The sequence below is a fragment of the Amantichitinum ursilacus genome, from assembly GCF_001294205.1.
Classification (GTDB): domain Bacteria; phylum Pseudomonadota; class Gammaproteobacteria; order Burkholderiales; family Chitinibacteraceae; genus Amantichitinum; species Amantichitinum ursilacus.
Genome location: NZ_LAQT01000031.1, coordinates 25942 through 39880, shown reverse-complemented (window position 1 = coordinate 39880; position 13939 = coordinate 25942). Strand labels below are relative to the sequence as shown.

Below are 13939 nucleotides of genomic sequence, written 5' to 3'. Positions count from 1 at the left end.
GACAGTTCGCCTGCGTGCACGCAGGCAGACCCAGGTAAAGCACCGTTTATGAGAGAGACACCCATGCAAGAGATGATGCAAACACCGGCCAGACGCCCCGTGCCTTGGTTGACAAAAACAATGGCCAGCGCCATTTTGTCAACCAAGGAGGTCGCAATGATCAATGACCGGATTCGTAGCGCTCGCTTGTTGCGTGGCTTAAGCCTTGATGAACTGGCGGCACGCTTGGGGGATATCAGCAAGCAGGGCCTCAGCAAATTTGAGAAGGGGCACGCCAAGCCGAATATGGCGCGCTTGATTCAGCTGGCCCACGTACTGGAGGTCAAGCCGGAGTATTTTTTTCGCGGCGAGGAGGGGGCGGCAACGTTCACGCTGATCGGGCCCGCCAGATGGTCGAAGCCGCACCAGGCGCAAATCGTTGAACAATTGCGAGAGCAACTCGAGCGTTACAACGCGCTGGAGCAATGGTTTGCCGTGCAGGATGAACGAGCTGCGCCGCCGCCAGCGCAATCCATTCTCGTCAGCGCTGCGGATGAGGTCGAACAGGCCGCCGCCACCTTGCGCGATGACTGGAGGCTCGGCAGCGACACCATTTTCGGGTTGCTGGATTTACTGGATCTGCACGGTATCAAGGTTGCATTGCTCCGTGCGCCGGACAGCCTTGAAGGAACCATGGCCTCGGTCAATGACGGCGAACAGGTCGTGCTCGCGTTGAATGCAGGGGATTCGGCTGCGGCATTGCGCTGCTTTGCAATGCGCGAAGTGGGGCGCTGGCTACTGGAGTTGCCCACCACGATGTCGCCCAGGCAGCGTGAAGTCGCCTACGAACAATTTGCGCAGGCGTTTCTTTACCCCAAATCTCAGGTCCATGCCGATTTCGGCGCGCAGCGGCGCTCGCGGGTGCATGCGCAGGAATTGCGTCTTGCTATGCAGCGCTACGGCTTGTCGGCGGCTGCGGTGGTCGACAGGTTGAAAACGTTGGGCCTCTTAAGTAGTGCCGCACTCAAATACGCCGTGACTGCAGCGCAGAATCTGGATGCCCAAGCCTTGGACACCCGCCCTGCCGAGCGCCCGAGCCGATTCGAATCGCTGGTTTATCGCGGCTTGGCCGAAGGGCTATACACCGCGTCGCGCGCTGCAGAATTGCTGCAAGTGTCGCTCACCGATCTGGCCAGTTTCAGCGGTAAGGTCAGCGCGTGAATGTCGCGAATTTATTTCGGTGATACCAATGTGTGGATTCATTTCCAGCAGGGCGGCTTGCTGGACGAGTTATTCCAGTTGCCGTTTACGTTTTGTTCAACGCAAAACGTCATGGACGAACTGATCAAAATGGATGGCGCTTGTTTGCTGGAGCGGGGATTAGTGGTTGAGGCGATCGGCGAATCTGAAATTGATCGCCTCAACGCGCTCCGGATTGCGCATCGCAATAGCTCGATCGCCGATGTGTCGTGTTATTTGCTCGCAACCATCACGGGCTGGCCTTTGCTGACCAGTGACGGCCCTCTACGCGCCCAGGCGCTGAAAGACGGCATTGAAGTGCACGGCGCACTCTGGCTGCTGGACCAGATGGTGGGCTACGGCGTAATCGCGCCGGTAAGCGCTGCGGCCGCGCTGGAAGAAATGTTGAGTGAGGGTGCACGGTTTCCCAAGCGCGAATGCGATGCAAGGCGGGTGGCCTGGTCGCGCAAGAAACCGGCAGAATAGGCGCCTTCGCATCGCCATCTGCCGTCCCGTCTCCGTAACCCGAGCCCACCCATGCCGCAAAACACCGACGACCAGTTCTACACCCGCGCCGACGCCCACATTCATCTCGCCAACGAGCATTGTCTGGACACCAGCCGCGGCAAAGTTAGCGCCTCGATGATGTACGCGCTCGCGCGCTTCAATGCCTGGGTCAGCGCCTGCGGTTTTGAAAACGGCGCCGACATGCAAGCCGCCCGCGCAGAAACGCTGGATTATTTCGTCGCGCAATATCGGGCGATGCTCGAAGAAAACCTGGACGAATACATCGCGCATTTTGCTGAGTACATGGACAAGACTGAGCCCGAATCCTGATGCGCGTCCGCAGACACGGCCGGGCCATCCCACAGCGGGTTGCTCACTTCGCCGACTTCGGCCACGCACGCATCTGCGCAGAATGGCTGCATGGACTAACCGGAGAATCACCATGCAAGTCGCAGACTGGAACGCCAACAACAAAGCGCTGGGCCAATTGTCCGTGGTGTTACTCGGCAAAACCGTGCCGGTGCCGGAAGAGGGCTACGGCACCGAGCGCGCCACGGTACAACAAGTCCTGTCAGTGGGCGATACCGAACCCGACAACGACCACCCCGACACCGCGCTGTGCACGCGCGACGTCAAGCTCAAAATCACCTACACCGATAAAGACGGGCTGGAGAAAGAAGGCTTCGTCACCGGCGATCTGCGCTTTGGCGTGGAATCGGCCTCGGAAACCATCGCGCTGAGCGCGGATGCGATTGATTTCCGGGCTTATATTGATGGGCCGGATGAGACTTGATCCATCGCGGCCCAGCGCCGGACGTTAATGAGCCGGTTGCGGAGGTACGGGCATTCCGGTCGGCTGCTGGTGCCGCCAGATGACCGAATTGCGCGCGTTGGGCGCCTCGTCAGGTTTTTGACCCGGCAGATCGCGGCGGCTTAACTGCAAGCAGTATTGGAAGAACTGGGGCGTCTGGCCCCACCAGACCGAATCAAAATGGGTTGCATCAACATGCGGCATTGCCTGCTTTAGCGCATCAATATCCCCATATTGGCAGGAGAAGCGTGCATAGGCAGCGTAATTGTCTTTGGCCGGATAGTCATGAATCAATCGCTCAAAACCGGCACGCATCCGGGGCCAATCCACCATGGCCGCCAATTCGTCTTGGGGCCCTTCAATTAATTCGCTTGAATACAAGCGGGCATAAAGCGAATCGCCCCAGCGTGGATAGGTGCGGCGCGCCGATTGGTCGATAAACGTGCTTAAAGCTTCATTTGACCCGCCCCACTTGGGCTCAAATATATAGCTGCCGGTGGTATATACCGGCAAGTAATAGGGAAATTTAGTCATGGCCTCTTTGAGAACGTCCAGATACTCGTCCTTATGATCGCCTTCACGATAACGGGTCAGTTTCAGCATGGCGATATACCAGCCCGGATCCTGACGTGCAGGGCCGGACATCTGTTGCAGCTTTTGGTAAGCCTTTTCAATATTCGCGCCCAGCTCTTTCCATTGTTCCGGCGTTACGCTCCTGGCCCAACCGCTGCCACGCACGTATTGCCCATAGGAGATGTCATAGGTTGCATCCAGAATTTGCGCAGACACCGAGCGTGGGTACTGCGCGCGCCAATCATTCAGATTCTTGCGCCATGTAATCCAGTCCATCGCATCGGTCTCCTGCGGTGTGCAGCCGCAGCCCTGGCTGAATATGTTGTAGTAGATCTGCAGCTTGGGGTAACCCAAAGCAATCGTCAGATGATCCCGGCGCGCTTGATCAATGCGCCGATCAAGCTCCACAAAATTGCGCGCTTCTAACAGCTTGATGAACTGATTGCGTAACTCCATCGCTTCGGTCGGCTTGGCCGGCGTAGAGCCCGCATTCGCTACCGTGCTGGAGCAAACGCACAGTGCAAGCAGTGGTAACAACAAGCGATAAAACAGTCTGGGTATGTACATGGATATACCGATAGCGGGAGATTGCAATTAACAAGCGTTGTAAATGAAATGATCACACCGGTTTTTTATTAGCCGTGCCGGATTTTGCGTAGGCCATGCAACGATTGAACAAATCGCGCGAATAGCCCCACGTATGGATCAGCGGTTGCGCTGAATCAATGTGTTTGACGGCAGAGCGTAGCGCCTTCAGATCGCCATATTGGCAGGCAAAGCGGGCGTACTGGCTGTAATTAACGGCTGCCGGAAAGTCATGCACAACACGCTCAAAGCCTTTACGCATGCGCGGCCAATCCACAGCGGGATCCAGTGTTTGGTCATAGCGCATATCTCGAGCGTAAAGCCGGGCATATAAAGACTCGCCCCAAAAGCTTTGTGTTAACGCCACCGCGTGCTCAATCAGCGCTTTTTCTTCTTGCTCAGAACCCATCCAGCGCGGCTCAAAATAGCCCGCGGCCAAAGTATAAAGCGGCAAATAGTCCGGATATTTTTGGGTGGCTTCTTGCCACAGCAAAACGTATTCGTGGCGATTGTCGATGCCTTGCAATCGCAGTAAACGCAGCTTTGCGGCATACCAACCGCGGTCTTCGCGGGCAGGGCCGCTCATGCTTTGTAACAGCGTTGCAGCGCGGTCCAGGTAGGTCTGCATCATTTTCCACTGGTCAGGCCGCACATCTTTCGCGTAATCGGTGCCGCGGGCATATTCGCCATACGAAATATGATAAGTGGCGTAAAGGATTTGCGCGTTGATCGATTGCGGCGCCAGGCGGCGCCATTGTTCCAGCGCCTGCCGCCAACGCACCCATTGCAACGCATCGGGCTCTGCAATGCTGTGCTCGGTGCAGCCGCAATTGACGGTGAACGCGCTGTAGTACAGCTGTAACAGCGGCGTACCGTCGGGGGCGGTGGAGTGGCTTTTGCGTGCGGCATCCATTTGCGCGTCCAGCTCGGCAAAACTGCGCGCGTCGAGTAATGCGGTTATCCGGTTATGAACATCGGTCTGGTCGGCCAGCGCATCGGCATACGCGGGCTGGACCACAAGGATGAGGGCAGATAGCAGCCAACGGGCGAGCGAGTGAGTCGTGGTCATGGTTATGCGCGGGCGGTTGATATTTGATTTGCCCCGAGTTGTAGAGAAAGGCATTCGCGCAACTGCCTTACCAGCATGTCAGGATTTTTGATGGTGCGAGTGTGCCATTGACCCAGCCTGTCAGGTTGCCCGCTAGTAAGCGCCAAGCGGCGACTGCGGCTAACGCGCCACAGCCTTGACCCAATTTCCATATGGGGAATATATTCCCATATATGGAAACCCCATCCCCCCACCCCGACCCTCTCGACCAGCACCTCGCGCTGCGCCTTAAATCGCTGCGCACCGAGCAATTCTGGTCGCTCGACGAACTCTCCCGCCGCAGTGGCATCAGCCGCGCCACCTTATCCAGGCTGGAGAATGCCGAAGTCAGCCCTACCGCCAGCGTGCTGGGCAAGCTCTGCGCCGCTTATGGCCTGACCGTCTCAAGATTGATGCGCATGGTCGAAGCGCAATTTGAGCCGCTCATCCGCCCCGACGCCCAAGCGATCTGGTCCGATCCGCAACAAGGTTTCCGTCGTCGTTCCGTTTCGCCGCCCGCCGCCACGCTCGCTGGCGAAGCGCTGCTATGCGAACTGGACCCCGACACCCACATCCGCTACGAAGCCTCGCCGCGGCCGGGACTGGAACACCATCTGGTATTACAAGAAGGCCAGCTGCGCATCACGGTGGATTGCCACACTTACGATCTGCAACCGGGCGACTGTCTGCGCTACCAACTGCACGGCGCCAGCGCTTTCGATACGCCTGCCGATTCTGGCGCCCGCTACTACCTGTTCATTGTGTGATGCCCATGTCCAACCCGACCCCGACCCAAGCTTCAACCATCGCCGTCTTCACCGCCGCCGACCTCGAAAGCTATCTGCCCGCGTTGACGCGCCTGCTGCAGGATTGCGTCGCCGCCGGAGCCAGCATCAGTTTTTTGATGCCGTTTTCAGCGACGCAAGCCGAAGCATTCTGGCGTGGCAACGTGCTGCCCGCGCTGCAATCCGGCACGCGCAGCTTGCTGGTGGCCCTGCAAGACGGCCAGCTCGCAGGATCGGTGCAGCTTGATTACGACACGCCGCCCAACCAGCCGCATCGCGCCGAAGTGCGCAAGCTGATGGTTCATCCGCAATTCCGCCGCCTGGGCATCGCCAAGGCCCTGATGCGCCAGCTCGAAACCCTCGCCGGCGAATTGAACCGCACCTTGCTGACGCTCGACACCCGCAGCGGCAGCGAGGCCGAACCGCTGTATATCGGGCTCGGCTATCAGGTGGTCGGCCGGATCCCCGATTACGCGCTGGATGCGCCGGAAATCGAGGCGGGCCGCGGCTTGCATGCCACCACCATCATGTACAAGCAGCTCTAGATTGCGCGCGTGAGCCGAATAAGGCTCATAATCGGCTCATTCTGTGAGCCGATTAGCGCATTTAATCGGCTCATTCCCCTTGTCCGCCCAAGGCGAGCGTATGCAAAAACAACCGTGGATCTGGCAACACCCCGATTGGCCCCGGCTACATTGGGAGGCCGATGCGTTGGCGCCGTTATTGCTGCAATGTGTGGCCGCGCAAGCGCGTTTGCTCGGCATGGCGGGTGCGATCGGTGCGGATCTGGACCGTCAGGCACAGCTGGATGTGCTGTTGCAGAACATCATTACTTCTAGCGAAATCGAAGGTGAACATCTCAACGTCGAGTCGGTGCGATCGTCGCTGGCACGGCGGCTGGATGTGCCCGCTGCGGTTACCCAGCGCACAAGCGCACGCAGCGAAGGTCTGGCTGAGCTGATGCTTGATGCCACGCAGCAGGCTGATATTGCGCTGACGCTGCAACGTCTTTTGCATTGGCATGCGCTGCTGTTTCCCGAACAAGAACCACTGCTGCTGCCGCGCAAAATCCGCGTGGGTGCATTGCGTGGCGACGAAGTCATGCAAGTGGTGTCGGGGCGGCAAGATCGACCTGTTGTGCATTTCGAGGCGCCGCCGGGCGAAGGCCTGGCCGAACAGCTAAACGTGTTTCTCACGTGGTTTGCTGCCTCGCTGAGCGATGCCACCTTGCCACCATTGCTACGCGCTGGCGTCGCGCATTTCTGGTTTGTCACCTTACATCCGTTTGAGGATGGTAATGGCCGCCTCACCCGCGCGCTGACCGACCTGGCGTTGGCGCAAAGTGAGCCGCTGGCGATCAGGTTGTACACGATGTCGGCCAGCATTCTGGATGATCGCAAAGGCTATTACGCGATTCTCGAATCCAGCCAGAAAGCCACGCCCGACATTACGCGTTGGCTGCAATGGTTTCTGCAAACGTTGCTTGATAGCCTGCTCGGCGCACAAGCACGCATCGAACGCACCCTGGCCGAGGCGCGCTTCTGGCAAATACATCGTGGCCAAGGGCTCAGTGCCGAGCAAATCAAGGTATTGAATCGGCTGTTGGACGGCGGTCAACGCGGTTTTGAAGGCGGCCTGTCCGCAGCACATTATCAAGCGGTGGCTAAGGTCTCCAAGGCAACCGCCACGCGCCATCTGGCCGATCTGGTTGAAAAAGGCTGTCTGGAACGCCTGCCGGGGGCGGGCCGCAGCACGCGTTATCAAATCAAACCCGCCTGACCCGGCGATGTCCCTCCCATGCGGCAGCGCAATATCAGCCATCGCCCGACACGCCCGCCGCCTCGCATCCGTTACCATCGCTAACAAACGATGTAAGCACAGGAACAGCGGTGTCGGTCATCTCATCCCTGCAGGTTGGCGTGCTGGACCCTCAAGGCCCGGTAGCGGCCGCCGAGCGCACGATTTTGCTCAATGCCACGGTCATCATGCTGGCGGTGATCATCCCGGTGATCCTGCTGACGCTGGCGTTTGCGTGGTGGTTTCGTGCGGGCAACGCCAAGGCCAAACGCTCGCCTGACTTTGCCTATTCCGGCCCGGTCGAGGTGGTGGTGTGGGCGATTCCGATGCTGATCGTGCTGTTTCTTGGCGGCATCGCGTGGATCGGCTCGCACGATCTCGACCCGCCCAAACGCATCCTGGCCAAGCATTCGCCCATCGACGTGCAAGTGGTGTCGCTGGACTGGAAATGGCTGTTTATCTATCCCGCGCTGGGCGTCGCGTCGGTCAACAAACTGGTGGTGCCTGCCGGCGCGCCGCTGCGTTTGCAATTGACGTCCGCGACGGTCATGAACAGTTTTTTTGTGCCGCAATTAGGCAGCCAGATTTATACGATGGCGGGCATGTCCACGCGGCTTAATTTATTGGCCGATAAGCCCGGTGTTTATCCTGGACTGTCAGCGCAATTTAGCGGGCAAGGTTTCTCCGATATGCGTTTTAACGTGCAGGCATTGCCGGAAGGCCAGTTCAACCAATGGGTGGCGACAGCCAAACGCAATCCGGCGCAATTAACCGCTGCCACTTACGCGCAATTGGCTAAACCGGGCCTGCAAGCCACGCCGCTGGAATTTGGCGCCATCGGCCAGGGCGTATTCGATGCCATCGTCGATGCGCGGCCTTTACCGGTTAGCGCCAGCGCCACCGAAAGCGCCGCTTCCCCCGCAGACGATGCCTCTACTTCCGATCATTCCGCAATGGCGATGTAATCCATGAGTTCAAGCGTATTACTGGGCAAGCTGGATTGGAGCGCCATTCCGTTAAACGAACCATTACCGTTGATTTCCGCCGCGGTGGTGGTTGCGGTGATTGCGGCGATTCTGGGTCTGGTCACCTACAAGCGCGCCTGGCCGTATTTCTGGAAAGAATGGATAACCAGCGTCGACCATAAGCGCGTTGGCGTGATGTATGTGGTGCTGGCCCTGGTGATGTTGCTGCGGGGTTTTGCCGACGCATTAATGATGCGTTCGCAATTGGCCATGGCGGCGGGCACGGCGCACGGTTATCTGCCGCCCGACCATTACAACCAGATTTTTTCTGCGCACGGCACCATCATGATTTTCTTTGTGGCCATGACTTTTATGGTTGGCCTGATGAATTTTGTGGTGCCGTTGCAGATTGGCGCGCGCGATGTGGCCTTTCCGGTGCTCAATTCAGTCAGTTTCTGGCTGACCGCATCAGGCGCGTTGTTACTGAATATGTCCTTGGTGATCGGCGAATTCGCGCGCACCGGTTGGCTGGTTTATCCGCCATTGTCGGAGCTGGCGTATTCGCCCGGTGTCGGCGTCGATTATTACTTGTGGTCGTTGCAGATATCGGGCGTGGGCACGCTGTTGTCGGGCGTCAATCTCACCACCACCATTCTTAAACTGCGCGCGCCGGGCATGGGTTATAGCCGCATGCCGATCTTTACCTGGACGGCATTGGCATCCAATTTATTGATCATTGCCGCATTCCCGATTTTAACCGCCACCTTGGGCATGTTATTGCTCGACCGTTATCTGGGTTTCCACTTCTTTACCAATGACGGTGGCGGCAACGCCATGATGTATATCAATCTGATCTGGGCTTGGGGCCATCCCGAAGTTTATATCCTGATCCTGCCGGCATTTGGTGTGTTCTCTGAAGTGATTGCCACATTCTCCGGCAAAGCGTTATTTGGTTATCGCTCGATGGTGATTGCCACGATGGGCATTTGTATTCTGTCGTTTATGGTCTGGCTGCATCACTTCTTTACCATGGGGGCGGGGGCCGACGTTAATGGCTTTTTCGGCATCATGACCATGATTATCGCCATTCCCACGGGCGTTAAAGTGTTTAACTGGTTGTTCACTTTATACGGCGGCACGGTGCGGTTTAATACGCCGTTATTGTGGGCCATCGGTTTTATGATCACGTTTGTGATTGGCGGCATGACCGGCGTTTTAATGGCGGTGCCACCGGCCGATTTTGTTTTGCATAACAGCCTGTTCTTGGTAGCGCATTTCCACAATGTGGTGATAGGCGGCGTGGTCTTTGGCGCGTTTGCGGGTTACACCTATTGGTTTCCCAAGGCTTTCGGCTTTACCCTGGACGAACGCTTGGGCAAAGCCAGTTTCTGGTGCTGGTTAATTGGTTTTTACCTCGCCTTTATGCCGCTATATCTGCTGGGATTAATGGGTGCGACGCGACGTATGCAGCATTATCCCGAAACCGGCTGGCAACCGATGATGATCGTGGCTCTGGTCGGCGCCTTGGTCATCTTTGCCGGAATTTTGCTCACGATTGCGCAATTGGTGGTCAGCATCCGTACGCGCGATCAGCGGCGTGATCACAGTGGCGACCCTTGGCAAGGCCGCACGCTGGAATGGTCCACCCGCTCGCCGCCGCCGGAATATAACTTTGCCCGTCTGCCGCAAATCAAAGGCCTTGATGCCTGGCATCAGGCGCGCGAAGAGGGCCGTAAAACGCTCGAAGCCGCGCCGTATGATCCCGCCGAAAAACTGCATGTGCCGCGTGGCAGCGCCACCGGTTTTGTCGCCGCGTTCTTCTCGGTGGCGATGGGGTTTGCGCTGGTCTGGCATATCTGGTGGCTGGCCATTATTGGCTTGGTCGGCATCGTCGCCACCGGCCTGGTGCACGCCTGGCGCACCGTGCACGACATCGAAGTGATCCCCGAAGACACCGACCTCGCCCGATTGATTGGACCCTCGCCGCCATGACCGACGCCCAGATTTCGCAAATGACGCCGGAAGGCAGTGAGATTCCCATCTCCGAACGCGGCCCCGCGCCCACGCGCGTAGTGGTCAGTTATGGCTTCTGGCTATTTATCCTCAGCGACATCATCTTGTTTGCCGCGCTGTTTGCGGCGTATGCGGTGTTGTCGGGGCAGACGGCGGGCGGGCCCTCGGGCCACCAACTGTTTGATCGCGGCCATGTGCTGATCGAGACCGCATGTTTGCTGCTCTCCAGCTTTACCTGCGGCATGTTCTCGCTAGCCATCGACCAGCGCAGTGCGCGCTATACCTATGTGTTTGGGGCGATCACGTTTGCGCTCGGGTTAGGCTTTATCGGGCTGGAACTGAGCGAATTCACCGAAATGATCGCCCATGGCAATGGCCCGCAACGCAGTGCCTTCTTGTCGGCTTTCTTTGCGCTGGTTGGCATGCACGGCACGCACGTTACGCTGGGGCTGGCGTGGTTGTTGGGCATGCTGGCGCAAGTGGCCACGCTGGGCTTTACGCCACGCGTGGTGGGCCGCTTACGCTGTTTTAGCCTGTTCTGGCACGCGCTCGATGTGGTCTGGATCGGCGTATTCACCATCGTTTATCTGGGAGCGCACTGATGGCCAATGCAAATGATCGCTCGTCCAACATCCCGGACAACACGCCGGAACAGCACGGCCACGCCGAGGGCCAAGGGCACGACGCCCAAGGCAAGCCGCCTGGCGAGACGCCCGATCTACGCGCGGGCGTGCTCAAATATCTGGCGGGCCTGGGCGGCTCCATCATCCTGACGCTGGCCTCGTTCTGGGCGGCCGGCACCGATCAGGTATGGGGCCCCGGCATCCCCGTGCTGCTGGCCGCGCTGGCCATCGCGCAAATGGGCGTGCACCTGGTGTTTTTTCTGCATATTTCCAGCGGCCCGGAAAACACCAACAACATCCTGGCGCTGGCATTTGGCGTGTTTGTGGTGGCGCTGGTGGTGTTTGGCTCGATGATCATCATGGCCAATCTCAACAGCCATATGCTGCCGATGGATAAGTTGCTGCAGATGCAGCGGTAGTGGATAAGAGATCATAAAAGACTTCATAAACGCCGATTTGGGTGTTTACGGACTCATTTGTGATTTCTTTATCGCTCGTCGGTGGATTTGGTACCAAAGTCGAGTAATGGGATCGGGCGCTTGGGCGGAGCCGTCATTGTGCTGGGGGGGCCCGCTTCCTGCGAATGATAAAACCCGATCTGCAAGCCGTAGGGTTTGCCCACCGCTTGCAAAGTCTCCAGTGTGGGATTGGCTTCGCCACGCTCCAGCCGCGCGATCTGCACTTTGCTTAGCCCGACCAGTTTGGCGAATTGCTGCTGATTTAATCCGATCGATTCTCGAATCATGCGCGCAGCGACACCCACAGCTGGACGCTCCTGGGTCAGTTTTTCAATCAGGTTTACCCGTAGCTCGCGTAATTGCTCAGGCGTTTTTTTAGCGGATTTCATCAAGCCGCTCCAGGGCGATATCAAACAGGCGTACGCATTGATCGGTGCGCGGGTCACGCGGTGTGTCGATAAAGGATCGACGAACCGTCTCCAGCAGCGGCCGCCATGCACGCAATGCGTCGGCCAGGCCAGCCGCATTGGCCGGGCCTATCAGCTCTGGTAAAAACGAATCGAACAGGCGGGGCCATTGCGCATGCTCGCCGTGGCCAAAGTTGCGCCAGCGGGTTGAGCGGGCGGGCGGGTCATCGGCCAGAAACATGGGCGAAAAATCAAACAGGGGCGTCAGCCGTAGACCTGTGTTTGTTAAAAAGAACGCGGTGTTGCGGCCGTGATTGTCTTCCACCCGCAAGCAGTAGCTCAAAATATCGCGCTTGATGTATTCCAGCAGGCCGCTTGCCAGATGGTGCGGATCGGCCACGTCCAGCCAGCGCGTCAGGATGTCTTCATGAAACAGCGACGCACCCGGTGTGGCCACGTTCATCAAGCTATAGGCGCTCTCCATGGCATGGCGCACGACTCCGCTGGCCCGATAGTCGCGATCAAAACGGGGAATGAACAGCAGGTCGCCCTGCATAAAGGGCTCGCCTTCCAGATCAAGGCCTGCTTCAGCCGCAAGTGTCAGCCACAGGTGTTCGTGTTGCAGCAGCACTGCGTCGCTGTCATTGCGCGGCATTTTTAATAAATACGCGGCTTCAGCTTCGGCATCGGTCACCAATGCATCGGCAAAATAATGCTTCCCCACGCGCGTCAGCCACATTTTGGCCGCTTGGCCTTGCGTGCTGGTGCCACCGACCAGGCTGCCATGCAGGCTGGCATATTCAACAAAATCAGCATCATGGCGCTGCATATCTTGCAGCAACCAGCCTTCCCGGCGCGCGGGCAACTGGCCTTGCAACCATTGCCAGGCTTCAAGGACGCGGCTGTTGCCTGCGGGATTGCTGGCGCCACAGGCCAGAACGCGCGCGTCATTGTGCGCGCCATCGGGACGGGGCCAGTTTTCACGCGCCACCAGATAATCGCGGCCGAAACCGCTGGGCAGCAAGTCCAGCAAAAACGCCGGCCAGGTCGTGCATTGGTGGATCTTAAAGCCGACCGGAAAATGAATGCTGAGCGCATCCATGCCATCGCGATCGGCTTGCAGCATTCCATTGAGTACGTAGGCCTCGACATAGTCGAGTACGCACGGCGACGCGCTGCCCAGTTCCGGTTTGCGAATATGCAGCCGCGCCGCATCGTGCCACGCGCCATTGAAGTATTTCTGTAGCGTCAAATCCATTTCGAGATACTCAATGAGTCCATAACCGCACTCTAAGGCCACTTATGGATTCATACAAGAGTTCATTCAAGACCTCACGCTATCCACAGCCCGAATCAGCGCGCGTCCTACACCGGCCCACCGATCGTTTCCGCTAGTATCGTTACCAAATTTGTAAGCATCTGGTTTTTAACCCGACTCAAACCCTAACGGCCCCCGCTCATGGCGCAGGTGTTCAGCCGGCACGACGTGCTCTGGCTCAAGCTGTTTCTGTTGGCTTTGCTGGCGCTGGCTGCGGCTGGGGTCGGGGTGGTGACGTGGAGCATGCAGCCGCAAGATGTCGGCGGCGCGGCGGTGTTGCAGCCGGTGCCGTTCAGCCACAAGCACCATGTGGCCGATGACGGCATTGATTGCCGCTTTTGTCATACCTCGGTGGACAAGGGTCGGGTGGCCGGGCTGCCCGCGACGGAAGTGTGCATGACCTGTCATTCGCAACTGTTTAAAGACGCGCCCTTGTTGCAGCCGGTGCGTGACAGCTGGGCCAGCGGGCGGCCGATAGCGTGGGCGCGGGTGCATGATCTGCCCGATTTCGCCTATTTTGATCACAGTATTCACGTCAACAAGGGCGTGGCCTGTATGGAATGCCATGGGCGCGTGGACCAGATGCCGCTGACCTGGCGCAACGCCAGTCTAGAAATGCAATGGTGTCTGGACTGCCATCGTAATCCAGGCCCGCATTTGCACCGGCCCGAGCAGGTTTATCACATGCCCGCGCAGGCGGTGCTCACGCAGTCCGAGATCGACGATCTACTGCAGCAATATCAGATTGCCGACCGGCGTCGGCTAACCGATTGCTCCACCTGCCATCGCTGA

At 58.3% G+C, this 13939-nt stretch carries 16 protein-coding genes; 12 read left to right on the top strand and 4 right to left on the bottom strand.

All coding sequences use genetic code 11. From position 1 onward, the window contains the following. Positions 1 to 63: 63 nt before the first annotated feature. The 4 genes from WG78_RS18135 (at position 64) to WG78_RS18120 (ending at position 2518) form a co-directional block, all read left to right on the top strand. The gene (locus WG78_RS18135; RefSeq protein WP_201782481.1) at positions 64 to 1200 is read left to right on the top strand and encodes a helix-turn-helix domain-containing protein; all 1137 of its coding nucleotides are present in this window, start codon (positions 64 to 66) and stop codon (positions 1198 to 1200) included. Beyond that, positions 1201 to 1704, top strand: coding sequence for a PIN domain-containing protein (locus tag WG78_RS18130; RefSeq protein ID WP_053939249.1), 504 nt, complete (start codon positions 1201 to 1203; stop codon positions 1702 to 1704). It begins immediately after the preceding gene. 51 nt (positions 1705 to 1755) lie between these two features. Beyond that, positions 1756 to 2055: a DUF3144 domain-containing protein gene (locus tag WG78_RS18125; RefSeq protein WP_053939248.1), complete on the top strand. Its 300-nt coding sequence runs from the start codon at positions 1756 to 1758 to the stop codon at positions 2053 to 2055. A gap of 112 nt (positions 2056 to 2167) precedes the next feature. Further along, positions 2168 to 2518 (top strand): hypothetical protein, encoded by a 351-nt coding sequence (locus WG78_RS18120; protein ID WP_053939247.1) that lies wholly within the window; start codon positions 2168 to 2170, stop codon positions 2516 to 2518. 24 nt (positions 2519 to 2542) lie between these two features. On the opposite strand, the gene WG78_RS18115 is transcribed toward WG78_RS18120, so the two are convergent. Further along, a complete protein-coding gene (locus WG78_RS18115) occupies positions 2543 to 3676 on the bottom strand; it encodes a DUF4034 domain-containing protein (protein WP_083459347.1) in 1134 nt (377 codons plus the stop codon). Between the two features lie 52 nt (positions 3677 to 3728). Then, on the bottom strand, positions 3729 to 4763 hold the full coding sequence (locus WG78_RS18110; RefSeq protein WP_161805148.1) for a DUF4034 domain-containing protein: 1035 nt from the start codon (positions 4761 to 4763) through the stop codon (positions 3729 to 3731). A gap of 212 nt (positions 4764 to 4975) precedes the next feature. On the opposite strand from WG78_RS18110, the gene WG78_RS18105 reads away from it, so the two are divergent. The 7 genes from WG78_RS18105 (at position 4976) to cyoD (ending at position 11383) form a co-directional block, all read left to right on the top strand. Beyond that, a complete protein-coding gene (locus tag WG78_RS18105) occupies positions 4976 to 5548 on the top strand; it encodes a helix-turn-helix domain-containing protein (RefSeq protein ID WP_053939244.1) in 573 nt (190 codons plus the stop codon). Positions 5549 to 5553: 5 nt separating this feature from the next. After that, a complete protein-coding gene (locus WG78_RS18100) occupies positions 5554 to 6111 on the top strand; it encodes a GNAT family N-acetyltransferase (RefSeq protein ID WP_053939280.1) in 558 nt (185 codons plus the stop codon). Positions 6112 to 6211: 100 nt separating this feature from the next. After that, positions 6212 to 7345 carry a Fic family protein gene (locus WG78_RS18095; RefSeq protein WP_053939243.1) on the top strand — a complete coding sequence of 378 codons (1134 nt, stop codon included), beginning with the start codon at positions 6212 to 6214 and terminating at the stop codon, positions 7343 to 7345. Between the two features lie 110 nt (positions 7346 to 7455). Beyond that, the gene (gene cyoA, locus WG78_RS18090; protein ID WP_053939242.1) at positions 7456 to 8328 is read left to right on the top strand and encodes a ubiquinol oxidase subunit II; all 873 of its coding nucleotides are present in this window, start codon (positions 7456 to 7458) and stop codon (positions 8326 to 8328) included. A 3-nt stretch (positions 8329 to 8331) separates the two neighbouring features. Beyond that, positions 8332 to 10320, top strand: a complete 1989-nt coding sequence (cyoB, locus tag WG78_RS18085; RefSeq protein ID WP_053939241.1) for a cytochrome o ubiquinol oxidase subunit I — start codon at positions 8332 to 8334, stop codon at positions 10318 to 10320. After that, entirely contained in the window at positions 10317 to 10943 is a 627-nt protein-coding gene (cyoC, locus tag WG78_RS18080) for a cytochrome o ubiquinol oxidase subunit III (RefSeq protein WP_053939240.1), read from the top strand. Before cyoB ends, cyoC begins: the two co-directional genes overlap by 4 nt. Continuing rightward, a complete protein-coding gene (gene cyoD / locus WG78_RS18075; protein ID WP_083459341.1) occupies positions 10943 to 11383 on the top strand; it encodes a cytochrome o ubiquinol oxidase subunit IV in 441 nt (146 codons plus the stop codon). Before cyoC ends, cyoD begins: the two co-directional genes overlap by 1 nt. 68 nt (positions 11384 to 11451) lie before the next feature. Here cyoD and WG78_RS18070 read toward each other — a convergent pair whose 3' ends face one another. Both WG78_RS18070 and WG78_RS18065 read right to left on the bottom strand, forming a co-directional pair. Then, complete coding sequence (locus tag WG78_RS18070; protein WP_053939239.1) at positions 11452 to 11811, bottom strand: helix-turn-helix domain-containing protein; 360 nt, start codon at positions 11809 to 11811, stop codon at positions 11452 to 11454. Beyond that, on the bottom strand, positions 11798 to 13087 hold the full coding sequence (locus WG78_RS18065) for a HipA domain-containing protein (protein WP_053939238.1): 1290 nt from the start codon (positions 13085 to 13087) through the stop codon (positions 11798 to 11800). The genes WG78_RS18070 and WG78_RS18065 overlap by 14 nt, the downstream gene beginning before the upstream one ends. Before the next feature lie 201 nt (positions 13088 to 13288). Between WG78_RS18065 and WG78_RS18060 the strand changes: the two genes are divergently transcribed. After that, complete coding sequence (locus WG78_RS18060) at positions 13289 to 13939, top strand: cytochrome c3 family protein (RefSeq protein WP_053939237.1); 651 nt, start codon at positions 13289 to 13291, stop codon at positions 13937 to 13939.

Coding starts and splice junctions, on each gene's coding strand:
- WG78_RS18135 (WP_201782481.1), top strand. CDS start 64: ATGCAAGAGATGATGCAAACACCGGCCAGACGCCCCGTGCCTTGGTTG.
- WG78_RS18130 (WP_053939249.1), top strand. CDS start 1,201: ATGTCGCGAATTTATTTCGGTGATACCAATGTGTGGATTCATTTCCAG.
- WG78_RS18125 (WP_053939248.1), top strand. CDS start 1,756: ATGCCGCAAAACACCGACGACCAGTTCTACACCCGCGCCGACGCCCAC.
- WG78_RS18120 (WP_053939247.1), top strand. CDS start 2,168: ATGCAAGTCGCAGACTGGAACGCCAACAACAAAGCGCTGGGCCAATTG.
- WG78_RS18115 (WP_083459347.1), bottom strand. CDS start 3,676: ATGTACATACCCAGACTGTTTTATCGCTTGTTGTTACCACTGCTTGCA.
- WG78_RS18110 (WP_161805148.1), bottom strand. CDS start 4,763: ATGACCACGACTCACTCGCTCGCCCGTTGGCTGCTATCTGCCCTCATC.
- WG78_RS18105 (WP_053939244.1), top strand. CDS start 4,976: ATGGAAACCCCATCCCCCCACCCCGACCCTCTCGACCAGCACCTCGCG.
- WG78_RS18100 (WP_053939280.1), top strand. CDS start 5,554: ATGTCCAACCCGACCCCGACCCAAGCTTCAACCATCGCCGTCTTCACC.
- WG78_RS18095 (WP_053939243.1), top strand. CDS start 6,212: ATGCAAAAACAACCGTGGATCTGGCAACACCCCGATTGGCCCCGGCTA.
- cyoB (WP_053939241.1), top strand. CDS start 8,332: ATGAGTTCAAGCGTATTACTGGGCAAGCTGGATTGGAGCGCCATTCCG.
- cyoC (WP_053939240.1), top strand. CDS start 10,317: ATGACCGACGCCCAGATTTCGCAAATGACGCCGGAAGGCAGTGAGATT.
- cyoD (WP_083459341.1), top strand. CDS start 10,943: ATGGCCAATGCAAATGATCGCTCGTCCAACATCCCGGACAACACGCCG.
- WG78_RS18070 (WP_053939239.1), bottom strand. CDS start 11,811: ATGAAATCCGCTAAAAAAACGCCTGAGCAATTACGCGAGCTACGGGTA.
- WG78_RS18065 (WP_053939238.1), bottom strand. CDS start 13,087: ATGGATTTGACGCTACAGAAATACTTCAATGGCGCGTGGCACGATGCG.
- WG78_RS18060 (WP_053939237.1), top strand. CDS start 13,289: ATGGCGCAGGTGTTCAGCCGGCACGACGTGCTCTGGCTCAAGCTGTTT.